Annotated in this window: 12 protein-coding genes; 5 read left to right on the plus strand and 7 right to left on the minus strand. The window is 71.7% G+C overall.

What is annotated here, in order from left to right:
- Positions 1–34: 34 nt before the first annotated feature.
- Together J4557_RS28150 and J4557_RS28155 are read left to right on the plus strand one after the other, a co-directional pair.
- Positions 35–532 (plus strand): MarR family winged helix-turn-helix transcriptional regulator, encoded by a 498-nt coding sequence (locus J4557_RS28150; RefSeq protein WP_307800249.1) that lies wholly within the window; start codon positions 35–37, stop codon positions 530–532.
- Positions 533–791: 259 nt separating this feature from the next.
- Positions 792–1,172 carry a recombinase family protein gene (locus J4557_RS28155; protein WP_208269768.1) on the plus strand — a complete coding sequence of 127 codons (381 nt, stop codon included), beginning with the start codon at positions 792–794 and terminating at the stop codon, positions 1,170–1,172.
- A 214-nt stretch (positions 1,173–1,386) separates the two neighbouring features.
- Here the strand turns inward: J4557_RS28155 and J4557_RS51735 are convergent, their stop codons facing one another.
- The 4 genes from J4557_RS51735 to J4557_RS28175 form a co-directional block, all read right to left on the minus strand.
- Positions 1,387–3,747: an ABC transporter permease gene (locus J4557_RS51735; protein WP_208269769.1), complete on the minus strand. Its 2,361-nt coding sequence runs from the start codon at positions 3,745–3,747 to the stop codon at positions 1,387–1,389.
- Positions 3,744–4,469, minus strand: a complete 726-nt coding sequence (locus J4557_RS28165; protein ID WP_208269770.1) for an ABC transporter ATP-binding protein — start codon at positions 4,467–4,469, stop codon at positions 3,744–3,746. Before J4557_RS28165 ends, J4557_RS51735 begins: the two co-directional genes overlap by 4 nt.
- A 72-nt stretch (positions 4,470–4,541) precedes the next feature.
- Complete coding sequence (locus J4557_RS28170) at positions 4,542–5,144, minus strand: TetR/AcrR family transcriptional regulator (RefSeq protein WP_208269771.1); 603 nt, start codon at positions 5,142–5,144, stop codon at positions 4,542–4,544.
- A 430-nt stretch (positions 5,145–5,574) separates the two neighbouring features.
- Positions 5,575–6,966, minus strand: a complete 1,392-nt coding sequence (locus J4557_RS28175) for a serine/threonine-protein kinase (protein WP_208269772.1) — start codon at positions 6,964–6,966, stop codon at positions 5,575–5,577.
- A 171-nt stretch (positions 6,967–7,137) separates the two neighbouring features.
- Here J4557_RS28175 and J4557_RS28180 point away from each other — a divergent pair, with 171 nt between their 5' ends.
- On the plus strand, positions 7,138–8,781 hold the full coding sequence (locus tag J4557_RS28180) for a hypothetical protein (protein ID WP_208269773.1): 1,644 nt from the start codon (positions 7,138–7,140) through the stop codon (positions 8,779–8,781).
- An 832-nt stretch (positions 8,782–9,613) separates the two neighbouring features.
- On the opposite strand, the gene J4557_RS28185 is transcribed toward J4557_RS28180, so the two are convergent.
- Positions 9,614–9,853 carry a hypothetical protein gene (locus J4557_RS28185; RefSeq protein WP_208269774.1) on the minus strand — a complete coding sequence of 80 codons (240 nt, stop codon included), beginning with the start codon at positions 9,851–9,853 and terminating at the stop codon, positions 9,614–9,616.
- A gap of 205 nt (positions 9,854–10,058) precedes the next feature.
- Here J4557_RS28185 and J4557_RS28190 point away from each other — a divergent pair, with 205 nt between their 5' ends.
- Entirely contained in the window at positions 10,059–10,574 is a 516-nt protein-coding gene (locus J4557_RS28190; RefSeq protein WP_208269775.1) for a nitroreductase family protein, read from the plus strand.
- Complete coding sequence (locus J4557_RS28195; RefSeq protein WP_208269776.1) at positions 10,549–10,989, plus strand: archease; 441 nt, start codon at positions 10,549–10,551, stop codon at positions 10,987–10,989. The genes J4557_RS28190 and J4557_RS28195 overlap by 26 nt, the downstream gene beginning before the upstream one ends.
- A 32-nt stretch (positions 10,990–11,021) precedes the next feature.
- Here J4557_RS28195 and J4557_RS28200 read toward each other — a convergent pair whose 3' ends face one another.
- The gene (locus tag J4557_RS28200; protein ID WP_208269777.1) at positions 11,022–12,434 is read right to left on the minus strand and encodes an RtcB family protein; all 1,413 of its coding nucleotides are present in this window, start codon (positions 12,432–12,434) and stop codon (positions 11,022–11,024) included.
- A gap of 2 nt (positions 12,435–12,436) precedes the next feature.
- Positions 12,437–12,577, minus strand: coding sequence for a hypothetical protein (locus J4557_RS28205; RefSeq protein ID WP_208269778.1), 141 nt, complete (start codon positions 12,575–12,577; stop codon positions 12,437–12,439).
- Positions 12,578–12,582: the final 5 nt, after the last annotated feature.

Here is a 12,582-nt window from a genome sequence, read left to right on the forward strand (position 1 = left end):
GCGCACCCGTTGCCAGGGCGGTAGAAACGTGATCGTGATCCATGGACGTGAGGACGCCGGTCCGGAAGCCGGGGACGTCGACGAACTCACCTCGGCCATGCTGACCGCCTCGCGGCTGCTCGTCGCGATCGCGGCGCGGTCGCTGGCGGCCGTCGAGGACGCGGTGACGCTTCCGCAGTTCCGGCTGCTGGTGGTCCTGTCCTCGCAGGGGCCCGCCAAGCTGGTGACGCTCGCGGGACTGCTGGACGTCAACCCGTCGACGGCGATGCGCATGGTCGACCGCCTGGTCACCTCCGGACTGGTCGATCGCCGGGCCAGTCCCCACAGCGGCCGCGAGATCCGGATCGAGCTCACCCCGGCCGGGCGTGCCGTGGTGGACCAGGTGACGGCCCGGCGGCGCGCCGACATCGCCGAGATCGTCGCGCGCATGCCGCCGGGCGAACGCAGTGCCCTGGTCGCCGCACTGCGGGCGTTCAGCGAGGCCGGGGGCGAGCCGCCGGTCTCCGACGCCGTTCCGCTCGGCTGGGAGTGAGGCCGTCTGCGCGACGCCGATCTTCCGGCTGCTGTGCCGCACCGGGGTGAGCGCTCGGCGGTGCCGGAGGCACGCGTCGCCGCTCCGTGGCGAAGCGACTTCGTTCTGTTTCAACTGTTGCACTATGCAATGGAAGCCGGAATGCTTGCCCGGGCGTGACGGCGGGCCGCGTGCGGTGAAGGGGGATGCGGTGGCGCGGAGGAGAGGTCGGCCGGTGCCCTACGGCTACCGGTGCATTCGCGATGAGCGGGGGCGGTACGTGACGCAACTGCCCATGGAGCCGCAGGCGAGCGTCGTCCGGGAGATCATCAGCCGGGTCGCCCAGGGGCAGGGCATCCTGCCGATCATCCGGGAACTCGAGGGCCGCGGCGTGCGCGCTCCGCGGGGCGGGCCGCGCTGGTCGTGGTCGGTCGTGCACGACATCGTCCGCAACCCCGCGTACATCGGCAAGGCCACCACCGACGAGGAGGAGCGTGTGGCGTGGACGCCGCTGGTGCCCGAGCGGCTGTTCTTCGACGCGCAGCGCTCCCTCGACGGATCCGACGATCCACCCCGGACCTATCCGGCCCTGAGTCTGCTGCTGTACGCCGTAGGCTCCGGCTACGGGATGGCCGCCGGCTGCCTCCAACTGGTCACCTGAGGCGGTGCGCGCCGCCCTCGATGGACGCGCCATCGCAGGGGCGTCATGGCGGCGGCATCGTCCAGTGGTGCGCCCGACGGCGGACCGCCAGGCCGATCGCGACGGCGATGCCGAACCCGCCCGCTACGGGACCCGCCTGGCGCGTCCGGGAGCGAGCGATGGGGCCCGAGGCGCCGGCTCGGGCCCCATCCCTCTCAGCAGGGCGGGCTCTTCGTCATTGCGCCCGCTCCCGGACGACGCGCGCGATGTCGAGTCGGCGGACCATGCGGTTGGCGGGGATCTGCGACAGCACCGACGCACCGAACACGGCGAGGGCGGCGAGCGCCAGGGTGGGCCAGCCGATCTCGAGTTCCATGGAGAACATGTCGCTGTCGAACGACTTCAGCGCCGCCCAGGCCGCGACGACCCCGGCGACCAGCCCGAAGGGCGTCGCCAGCGCGGTGGCGGTGAGGTTCTCGACCGCCAGGATGCCCGCGATGCGCCGCAGCGGCACGCCCGCCGCCTGGAGGGTGGCCAGCTCGGTGCTCCGTTCGGCGACGTTGACCGTCATCGTCACGTAGATGACGGTGAGCGCGAGGACGGCGCCGAGCACCAGCATCACGCCCACGAACAGCCAGAACAGCTTGAGGAAGCTGCTGAACTGGCGCTTGACCGCCTGCGCGTCGGCGTAGGCGACCACCCCGGGCAGCCGGCTGATCTGCGCGCGGACCTGGTCGCGCTGCCGGGACCCGGTGCCGGGGGTGAAGCGCAGCTCGTAGGAGTCGGTCCGGGCGCCGGTCAGCGACCGGACCGTCTGCCGGGTGCCGTAGGCGGAGGTGCCGAACGGCTCGTCCACGAATCCGGCGAGCCGGACGGTACGGGCGCCGCTGGAAGAGTGCACCGTGATCGTGTCGCCGACCGAGACGTGCAGTTCCGCGGCCAGCCCCTTCCCGGCGAGGACACCGGTCGAGGGCAGCGGCTCGTCGCCGCCGTCATCGGTGCGGAAGCCGTGCATGCGGGTGCCGGGTTCGTAGCCGGTCAGCGTCGTCCGGTAGGAGCGGCCCGCGGCGGTGAGGCTCACCGGCACCACCGTCACCGGTTCGACCCGTGCGACGTGCCCGATGCTTCGCAGGTCCGGCGCAAGATCCGGTGCGTTCGGTGCGGCGGTGACGGTGGCGTCCTGGCGCTGCACGTCGCCGAACTGGGTGTTCATCATCGACCGCATGCTGATGATCATGCCGCCGGAGACCAGCACCAGCACGAGCGCGAGCAGCGTGCCGGTCATGGTCGCGGCCGTCCGGCGCTTGCTGCGGGTGAGCCCGCGCAGGGCGAGCCGGGCGACCACGGGCAGGCGGCGGGCCCGGGCCACCGCCCGGCTCCACGGCCCCGGCGGTCGCAGCGCGCCTCCGTCACCGCGCATGGCCTCGGCGGGCGCGGCGCGAGACGCCGACAGCGCGGGCGCGATGCCGCCGGCCAGGCCGACGAGGACGCCGAACAGCACCCCGATCACGAGGGTGAGCGGCCGCGCCTGCACGACGGTGTCCGGGATGCCCAAGCCCTTGGTGTAGGCGTGCGTCATCGCCGAGGTGGCCAGTTGCCCGAGGGCCGCTCCGGCGAGGGCGCCGGCGGTCGCGGCGATGGTCCCGTGCCCGAGGTAGTGCCGCACGACGACGCGGCGGGGCGCGCCGCCGGCGAGGAAGGTCGCGATCACCTTGCGCTCGGACAGGACGAGCCGGGTGATCAGCACGTAGGCGGCGATCGCGGCCGCGGCGAGGAACAGGACGGGGAAGCCGACGGCCATCTGCCGGAAGCCCGTCAGGTCCTCGTGCAGGGTCGCGTTGGACGCCTGGTCGGCGCGTTCGGTGACGTCCACCGCGCCGGCGGCCCGCAGTGCCGCGGCCGCACGGTCGCGGTCCGCCGCGGTCGCGGAGCCCTTCATCCGCACCAGGGTCTGGGACTGGGCGCGCGCGCCGGCGAGAGACCGGGCGGTCTGCTCGGGAGCGAAGACGACGGCGAACGAGTGCGGATCGGACAGGACCTCCTGGCGGTCGCGGGCCGGCCACAGGTATTCGGGGGAGACGACGACGCCGCGCACGGTGAGGGTGCGCCAGGTCCGCCCGTCGAAGGCTTGCAGATGGTCGCCGGGGGAGAGGTGGAAGGTGTCGGCGGCGTGCTTCTCCAGCAGGACGCCGTCCGGGTCGTCCGCGGCCGGTTTCCGGCCGTCCTTCAGATCGACGGCGTCCACCGCGGCGGGTCCGGTGGCCGGCATACCGGTCACACGTCCCAGCAGTTTGCCGCCGCCGAGGTGCAGTGGCAGGTCCGCCTGGGTGCGGGTGGACACGCGCGCGACACCGGCGGCGCTCCGCGCGGCCTGCGCGGTCTTCCGGGGGTCGCCGCCGGTGGCGGTGAGGTCGGCGAAGTGCAACCGGTCGTAGGTCCGGTCGTAGGAGGTGGTCAGGTTGCGGAAGGCGTCGTAGCTGGCGACGAACAGCAGGACGCCGACCATGACGGTCACCGCGATCGCGGCGAACTGCGGGAGGCGGCGGCGCAGGTCGCGCCGGGTCTTGGTGATCAGGACGCGGTGCACGGCGCTCACCAGCCCACGGACACGGCGTCGGCCGGGGCGGCGTTGCGCTCGACGGACTGGACGGCGCCGTCCCGCATCGTGATCACGCGGTGCGCGATCGCGGCCACGGCGGCGTTGTGCGTCACCATCAGCACGGTGCGGCCCTGCCGGTTGGTCTCCTGCAGCAGCTTCAGCACCGACTTCCCGGTCGTCTGGTCCAGGGCTCCGGTCGGCTCGTCGGCCAGCAGCAGGTCGGGGTCGGTGGCCAGGGACCGCGCGATCGACACCCGCTGCTGCTGGCCGCCGGACAGCTGGGCGGGGAAGTGGTCCATGCGGTCGCCCAGCCCGACCGCCTCCAGCAGTTCGGGCACTTTGCGGCGGTCGCCGCGTCCGGTGAGCTCGACCATCGCCTCGACGTTCTCGCGAGCCGTCAGGGTGGGCACCAGGTTGAAGAACTGGAACACGAAACCGACGTGGTCGCGCCGGAAGCCCACCAGGTCCCGCGGCGGGCGCCCGGTCAGGTCGATCCCCGCGACCTCGATGGTCCCGTCGTCGGCGGTCTCGATACCGCCGATCACGTTCAGCAGCGTCGTCTTGCCCGAGCCGCTGGGGCCGAGCACGACCGCCATCTCGCCGGCCTCGATGTCGAGGTCGACGCCGGCGAGCGCGGTGAGCGCGGCCTCGCCCGTCCCATAGGTCTTGGTCACCGCGCGCAGGCGCACGCGGCCGCGCGGGGTCGTCGTTTCTACCATGGAGCCCTCCTCGGGGGGTCTTGACGACCGCGCGCGGCTCCTACCGGCGGCTGTGGGCCGCCGGGACGCCGGTCAGTCGTCGGGTGGCATCGACGGGGCCGCCTCTCCGGGCCTCAGCCCGGCCATGCGCAAGATGGGCGCGGCCAAGGGGGTCGAGCGCAGTCCGGGGTCGAGCATGTAGTGCAGCACCAGGCCGTCCATGGCGGCGCTGAGCACGGTGGCGGTGGCTTCGGCGTCCTCCACTCCCTGATCCTCGAGCCACCGCGCCATGGCGGTGCGCCACCGGCCGAGCAGGTCCGCCAGTTCGGTGCGCAGCCTCTCGATCCTCGTGGCGGCGAGCACGGCCTCGGTCATCAGCACCGTCAGCGGATCGTCCGAGGGGTAGCCGGCGACCGCCGAGAGCATCTCGCCCAGCCCGCCGGGCGCGGTGGCGTTCTCCCTGAACAGGACGAGCATCCGGTCCAGCTCCCGCCGCACCGCGTCCAGCGAGGCCTCGACGAGCAGATCGGTGACGCTGCCGAAGTGGTAGTGCACGACTCCCGGACGCACCTGCGCGCGATCGGCGATCTTCCTCGTCGTGGCGGCGCCCCAGCCTTCCTCCACGATCAGCTGCACCGCGGCGTCGAGCAGACGGGCACGGGTCTGCTGCCCCCGGGCCGCGGAATCGGCGGACATTCGACACATGCTCCTTCGACCTGGCGAACTCCTGCTCCGGACTGTAGTCCCGTCGATTTGGACAAGCACCCTGGACGATCGGCTTGGTCGTTCGACTTGGACGATCGACCAGGGCGATAGCCCAAACAGTAGCACGGTCGCCCTCGCGGTCAAGGGATCCGACGAGCGAGGCGGCTGTCGCCCGGGGGCAGGGGGACGTAAGCGGCCCCTGCCGCCCGGGGCGGCAGGGGCCGTCGCCGGCGGTCACCCGCCGCTTGATGGACTTGGCGACTCCTGCGGACTGAAGACCACGGCGGTGAACACGAGCACGACGAGGATGGTCTCGAGATCGCCTGGTCCGCCGTCGTCATCGCTGGTCGGCGCAGCGAGTGCGGGCGCCGGCTTCAGCGTCGAGTTCGGCTGTTCCGGTGCCGGCCGGCCACCGTGCGCGTCACCAATCCTTGGGATCGACAACGGAGGGGTTATGGCTGGCGATCGCCTCGTAGATCTCGTCGCGGGGCATGCCCGGCCCGTCAAGCCGACACAACACCTTCGCTTCCTGAGGCTTCCCGGCGCCGCCTCCGCTCCAGATCGTGAGGAAGAAGCCGGTTCGATCGGGCGGGTTCTTGGCGGTGAGCCGCTGGATCGAATCCCAGGGATAGCTCTCGACCGTGTCGTCCCGCCCTCTCCTGTGCAGCACGGTTTCGATGCCGTCCGAGTTGATGACGAGCTCTGTTCGAGGGCTCCAGATAAGTGCCACGAAGACAAGAAGGCAGAAAAAGCCGGTTATCGGAAAAGTGAAGAGGCCGGCTGCGGGGCCCCATGAGTACCAGGTGATCAGCGGCGGGACGATGGTCGCCGCGGCGCCGATGGTGGCTTCTTTGGGGTAGTTCGTGGGCGGTGGCTGGAAGGAGACGGCGGGCTGTATCCGAGCCGTCGGCGTCCCAGAAGTGTTCCGAGTGGAAGCGGCTTCGCTTTCCGCGCGCGGGTGGAGGGGGGCGGTGTCTTCCGGTGGGGCGGCTCGGCCTGAATCGCTTGATCGGGTCGTGGTTTCCAGGAGGTCGAGCAGGGTGCCGAGGGTCGGGCGCCTGGCGGGGTCCTTGGCCAGGCATTGCCGGATGAGCGGCAGAAGTGGGGCGGGCACGCGCGCCAGGTCGGGTTCTTCGTGGATGATGCGGTAAAGGATCGCGGCGTGCGGCCCGGTTCCGAAGGGCGGGTGACCGGTCGCGGCGAAGGCGAGAACGGAGCCGAGGGAGAAGATGTCGCTGGGTGCCTCGACGGCGTGGCCCAGTGCCTGTTCGGGCGACATGAAGGCGGGGGTGCCGATGATCGCGCCCTTTGCCGTCAGCGTCGTGCCCTCCAGTGCCCGGGCGATGCCGAAGTCGATGATGCGCGGTCCGTCGTCGGCGAGCAGGATGTTGTCGGGCTTGAGGTCGCGGTGCACCAGGTTCTCTTCGTGCACCGCGGTCAGCCCTTCGGCGAGCCCGGCGCCGAGGGTGAGGACCGCTGTGACGGGCAGCGGCCCGTTCTCCTCGACCGTCGCTCTCAGTGATGGCCCCGCGATGTAGGCGGTGACGACCCAGGGCGGGTCCGCGTCGGGGTCGGCGTCCACCACATGGGCGGTGAAGAATCCGCCGACGCGGCGAGTCGCTTCGACTTCCGCGGCGAACCGCCGCCGGAAACCCGGATCGGCGGCCAGATCGGCGCGGACGAGTTTCACGGCGACTGGCCGTCCTCCCCGCGAGTGGGCGTAATAGACCTGGCCCATGCCGCCGGCGCCGAGGCGAGCCTTGAGCTGATAGGTGCCGATGCTGCGCGGATCGTCGGGCTTCAGCGGCTCCATGCACCGACCTTTCCTGGGAGGCTTCCAGATAGGTTCTACCGCGTGACCGAGCAGAGCGGGAGGCGCTGCGCAGGGCGCACCGGCTCGTGCAGGTACTCTCGGCCGGCCGTGACCGTGCAAGCGGGCTTTTGACTTCTCGTCTTCTGCCACTTCCCCGGGCATCATCGAAGCATGGGATTGGCGCGCAGACTGGCACTGAACGCCCATCGGCCGCTGGGGCGGCTTGCACTGCCATTCCTGTGCCCGACGTCCGCCGCCCTACCGCCCTGGGACACCGGGGCCGACCCGGACGCGCTGCTCGCCGTGGCCTTCTCCGCACGCGATCCCGGAGCCAGGCGGAGAGCCGCGGCGCGGATCGAGGCGCTGTGGGACGGCGAGCCCGAGCGCCGGAAGGTCATCTGGTGGCTGCTCCGGGAGCGGCTCACCTCCCCGTTCGGACGCCACAGCAGCGACCACCACCTCTCTGGATGGACGAAGGTGGCGGACGGCTCCGCGGGCGTGCCGCGAATCTCGTGGACCGGCATCTGGGGGTCAGACTCCGGAGCCAGGGACCAGATACACCTTCCGGAGACAGTCGAGCGTTTCCTTTTCGGCCCCGATCCGGACTGTCCGCACGTCCCGCGGATCCGGCTCGTCACCGGCTTGGGCCTCGGCACGGCACCAGAGGCCGCACTGCTGCTCGACCTGGCCCTCCGCGCGGATGACCCCGCCCTTCGCAGCCGGTGCGCCGCCGTCGTGGCCGAGACCGACGAACCGCACGTCCTGGACGCGCTGGAGAACGTCTTCTCGCAGGCGTTCGGCTTCTGGGTGGACCGCAGGACCATCCGCGGCGAGCTGATCCTCGGGCGGCGACCAGAGCTGTGGAGCGACGACGGCACCCCGACGCCGCTCCTGTCCCTGCTGCTCAGCAATCCGCACGTGCCCCGGCCGCCCGGTGCCGAGTCGGACGACGGGACGTCCTACTCGGCCGTGCTCGCGGCGCTGCACGGCCGCTTCGACCTGCTCGCCGACTTCCCGCCGGGCCGGCTGATCCACCAGATGCTGACGGTGACGGAGGACCGGCCCGGCACACCCGCGGACGCGGCCTGCCGCCGGGCCCTGCGAGCCCTCGACGAGGGCCCGGCGCGGGAGATCCTGTGTGAGGCCGCGATGGAGGACGCCGACGTCGACAACGACGCTGTCGCGGCCGTGGCCGACGCCGGCTACCTTCCCGCCGACCCGGACCTGGTGCCGCTGTTCCTGATGCTCACCCGGCAGTGGGAGCGACTCGCGGCCGGCGATCCGGACGGACATCGCCTGCGGGACTACGTCGTTCGGGAGGACATCGCGCCGAGCCTCCACGGCCTCGTCCGGATGCTGGAGCAGGACGCACACCCGCACCCGGCCACCGCACACGACGACCCCATCCCCCACGACGCCCGCGAGCATGCTCTCGCCGCCCTCCGCGCGATCGGTCCCGGTGCCGCCGGCAACCAACTATGCGCGATGGCCATGGACGGCGTCGGCCTCGCCGTCCGGGTGGTCGCCGAAACCTGCCTGGTGCCCGTGCCCGACAATCGCTGCGACCTGGCCCTCTTCCTGTATCGGACTGGCCAGTGGGAGCGGTATGACGCCGCCGACCCCGACGGACGGTACCTCCGGGACCGCGTCGCGCGGCTCAGCCCGTACGACGACGAGCGCACGAAGCTTCGAGACGCCGCCGAGCGCGGCGGGCGGCCGATGCCGTGCGGTCCGCGGTCCGAGCCGCCGCGTCCCGACCCGTACTGGCCGGGCGGAACCGGCGTGGGCGGAACCGGCGGCTTCACCTCTCACTAGCATGCCGCGTCGGCCATGCCCGGCCAATCTCGGTTCGTCTATCTCGCGTGTGTCTGGAGCCGCTTGTCGGAGCGCGTACACGGGGCGCGCCGAGGTTGCCCGGTCGGCTGCTGATCACCGGGCCGCCTCATCGCCGTCCGCCGCTCTATACCGTCACCGGCTCAGGCTTGTGACCACGTGGGGAGCCGCGGTGATGGGCGCGAGCTTCAGCGCCCGGTCGGAGGCGGCTGACGTGGGGCGATGGATTACCTCTGGCGTAAGTACGAGGCGTCCGACCACGTCGGAAGGAGTCGGTCGGGGAGCCTCCTACCTGCAGCGATGCAGGGAGGAGGTCGCAGGGGATCGTGAGGTGTTCGAGCACGCTGGCTCCCCGTTCTGGTTCCCGTGGCTCCCCAGGGCAGTGGACGCCTGCGGCAGCCCCGAGGGCGCCGTGGCGGTCGTTGAGTGGACGCCGACTCCCCCCCGAGGGTGGGCGGGTGGGTGCGGTGGCCCGGGCGGCGCGGACGGGCGGCGGGGAAGCCCCTGAGCCGGGTGGGGCTGAACTGGTCGTGGAGCCGGGTCGAACTCGTAGCGCTCCTCGGCGCGCGGCGGGGGCACGCGCCTGGGAGGCCGGGCCCCGTTGGATCGCATCTGCACCCAGGCACCCGAGTATCCGGCCCCGAACGGAACCTTGCTGATGCTGTAGTCCTCGCTCAATGGGGTCGCGGCAACTGGGTCCCTGCCGCGGCGAGCGCGGCCGTCGAAGGTCGCAGGCGCCCGGCCGCCGCCCGACCGATCGACACGGCTCACCTGTGACCGGACGTCATCGCCAAGGGGCGGCGGCCGAGCCGCCTCAGCCGGCGAGGCGCTGCCGCAGATACTGCTTGCCCTGCTCGGCGCCCTTGCGGCTCTCGGCCTGGGCGCGGCGGAACAGGTCGGCCAGTTCCCTGTCACCGGCCCGCTCCGCGTCGGCGATGTAGATCTCCAGCCGAAGCGCGTTGTTCAGGCACTGCTCGACGAACCAGACCAGGTTGTAGTCCTTGTCCTTGGTTCCGGTGATCTCACCTGTCTCCTGCGCGTATGCGGTCGTCATAGGTCCTCCTTCCGGAGATGGAGTGCCCGGCCAGTCCCTTCTCGCGTGATCTCTCTCAGGCCGGACCTTGGTGATGTATCGGGCCGTACCCGGACATATCCGGCTCATGCCCGGCTCTTCGGCGAGTGGCCTGAGCACGGTGGTGGCCTGCCTGGCCGGCAGGCGTCTCGCGTTACTTCGGCTGGGAGCCGGGTAGTCGCGCACCGTGGAGACATGGGATGTGCTCACCTCGCGTCGCAACGTCCGGACCTATCAGGACCAGCCGCTGCCGCACGAGGAGCTGAGGCGGATTCTGGAGGCCGGGCGGCGGGCGCCGTCGGCCCGGAACCGGCAGCCGTGGGATTTCGTGCTCGTCACCGATCCGGACAGGCTGCGGGAGCTGTCCCAGGTCTGGCGGGGAGCCGGTCATGTCGCCGGCTCCGCGGCGACGATCGTGCTGGTGGCGCAGATCCAGGACGATCCCGATCAGCGTGACCGGATGCGTTTCGACCTCGGTCAGGCCGCGATGGCGATGATGCTGGCCGCCGCCGACCTCGGCATCGGCAGCGGGCACGCCGACGTGTCCGACCAGGAGCGGGCTCGCGAGATCCTCGGGATACCGGGCGACCGGTTCTGCGCCTTGATGCTCGCGCTCGGACGCCCGGCCGACCGTCCGCTGCGTCCCATCGGCCGGCCCGATCGCAGGCCGTTCGACGATGTCGTCCACATCGGCCGGTGGTAGCGCGGCGGGGCATCGCGGCGTCCCGCACACCGCGGACCTGAGGATCGAGGCGTGGGCTCCGACGCGGGAGCGATGCATCGCCGAGGCCGTGGCGGGGCTCGTGGGATCGTTCGCCGATACCAGCGGCGTCCGGCCGTCTCGCACCATCCGGTTGAGTCTGCCGCCGGGGCCGAACACCGACGTGCTGGTGAGCGTCCTCGATGAGGTGATCTACCGGTTGGAGGTCGACGGAGAACTCGTCCTCGGCGTGGAGATCGCTCGCGCTCCCGGCGCAGGCCTCATCGCTGAACTGACGGCCGGCGACGCGAGGCGGGCGACTGCGGTCGGTGCCGTGCCGAAGGCGGTCTCGCTGCACGGCCTGCGTTTCGACCGGAGCGGCGAAGGCTGGTCCTGCGCGGTGACGATCGACGTGTGACCGCCCCCTGCCCCCGTTAGGAAGCCCGCAGGTCATCCCTTCACGACACCGACCGGCAGGAGACGGGCGACCTTCCGGCACAGACCCGCGCCCTCGCTGGCCTCGATGACGGCGGACACGTCCTTGTAGGCTTCCGGGGCCTCCTCCGCCAGCCCGCGCCAGGACGATGGACGCACCGCGATCCCCTGCTCCTCCAGCGTCGCGCGCAACCGCCTGCCGTCGACGCCCCGGGCGGCCTGGTGGCGGCTCTGTACCCGTCCGGCGCCGTGGCAGGCGGAGGCGAACGCGGGCCCGCCCGGCATGCCGACCAGCACGTAGGACGAGGTCCCCATCGTCCCGGGGATCAACACCGGCTGTCCGGCATCGCGCAGGTCGGGCGGAAGGTCGGGGTGCCCGGGCGGCAGCGCACGGGTGGCTCCCTTCCGGTGGACGCACAGCCGGCGGCGCTCACCGTCCACCGCGTGCTCCTCGAGCTTGGCCAGATTGTGGGAGACGTCGTAGACAAGGTCGAGCCGGGCGCCGGCGATCCTCTGGAAGACCTGGCGGGCCGCCTGCGCCAGCAGCTGCCGGTTGGCGCGGCCATAGTTGGCGGCGGCCGCCATGGCCCCCAGGTAGGCGCGGCCCTCGGCGGAATCGACCGGCGCGCAGGCGAGTTGCCGGTCGGGCACCTGGATCCCGTACCGCTCCATCCGCCGCTCCATCGCCCGGACGTGATCGGTGCAGACCTGGTGCCCCAGCCCCCGCGAACCGCAGTGGATCATGACGCAGATCTGCCCGTTCCGCAGCCCGAAGGCCTCGGCCACCTGCCGATCGTAGATCTCGCCGACCCGCTGCACCTCCAGGAAATGGTTGCCCGAACCGAGGCTCCCCACCTGACCCGCGCCCCGCTCGAGCGCCCGCTCGCCGACGTGGTCCGGGTCGGCGTCGGCGACCGCACCGGCGTCCTCGCAGCGCAGCAGGTCCCGCTCGTTCCCGTGGCCGTGCTCGACCGCGTACCTCGATCCCCCGGTGAGGATGCCGGTCAGCTCGCGGCGCCCGGACAGGCGCCATACCGCGCCCTTGCCCATACCGCGCGGGATCACCGGGTCCAGCCCGTCCATCAGCTTCTCCAGGACCGGCTCCAGATCGGAGGCGTCGATGTCGGACGCCATCAGCCGGACGCCGCAGGAGATGTCGAATCCGACACCTCCGGGCGATACCACGCCGCCCTGCTGCGGGTCGGTGGCCGCCACGCCGCCGATGGCGAAGCCGTAGCCCCAGTGAATGTCCGGCATGGCGTACGAGGCGCGCACCACCCCCGGCAACGCGGCCACATTCGCGACCTGATCGATCGCGTTCTCGGCCGACCCCAGCAGTTCCCGCGAAGCGAACACCACTCCCGGAACCCGCATCGCCCCCGTCGGCTCGATCCTGAACCGGTACGGAGCCTCCTGCACCAATTCCATGGTCACGAGACGTCGGCCGGCTGCGGCAGGTACCGGCCGGACCCATGCGCGAACGGCACCACGCCGGCCGGCTCGTGCGGCAGGACCAGGTCACCGGGCTGCGGGGCATTCTCGACATCAAGCGTCACTTCGGCGGCATCCATAACGC

Origin of the sequence: Actinomadura nitritigenes (assembly GCF_017573545.1) — a bacterium.
GTDB classification, from domain to species: Bacteria; Actinomycetota; Actinomycetes; order Streptosporangiales; family Streptosporangiaceae; genus Spirillospora; species Spirillospora nitritigenes.

What these genes read in the sequence shown, in the direction of transcription:
- J4557_RS28165 (WP_208269770.1), bottom strand. Translation starts at nt 4,469, where the DNA reads ATGGTAGAAACGACGACCCCGCGCGGCCGCGTGCGCCTGCGCGCGGTG.
- J4557_RS28170 (WP_208269771.1), bottom strand. Translation starts at nt 5,144, where the DNA reads ATGTCCGCCGATTCCGCGGCCCGGGGGCAGCAGACCCGTGCCCGTCTG.
- J4557_RS28175 (WP_208269772.1), bottom strand. Translation starts at nt 6,966, where the DNA reads ATGGAGCCGCTGAAGCCCGACGATCCGCGCAGCATCGGCACCTATCAG.
- J4557_RS28180 (WP_208269773.1), top strand. Translation starts at nt 7,138, where the DNA reads ATGGGATTGGCGCGCAGACTGGCACTGAACGCCCATCGGCCGCTGGGG.
- J4557_RS28185 (WP_208269774.1), bottom strand. Translation starts at nt 9,853, where the DNA reads ATGACGACCGCATACGCGCAGGAGACAGGTGAGATCACCGGAACCAAG.
- J4557_RS28195 (WP_208269776.1), top strand. Translation starts at nt 10,549, where the DNA reads ATGTCGTCCACATCGGCCGGTGGTAGCGCGGCGGGGCATCGCGGCGTC.
- J4557_RS28200 (WP_208269777.1), bottom strand. Translation starts at nt 12,434, where the DNA reads ATGGAATTGGTGCAGGAGGCTCCGTACCGGTTCAGGATCGAGCCGACG.
- J4557_RS28205 (WP_208269778.1), bottom strand. Translation starts at nt 12,577, where the DNA reads ATGGATGCCGCCGAAGTGACGCTTGATGTCGAGAATGCCCCGCAGCCC.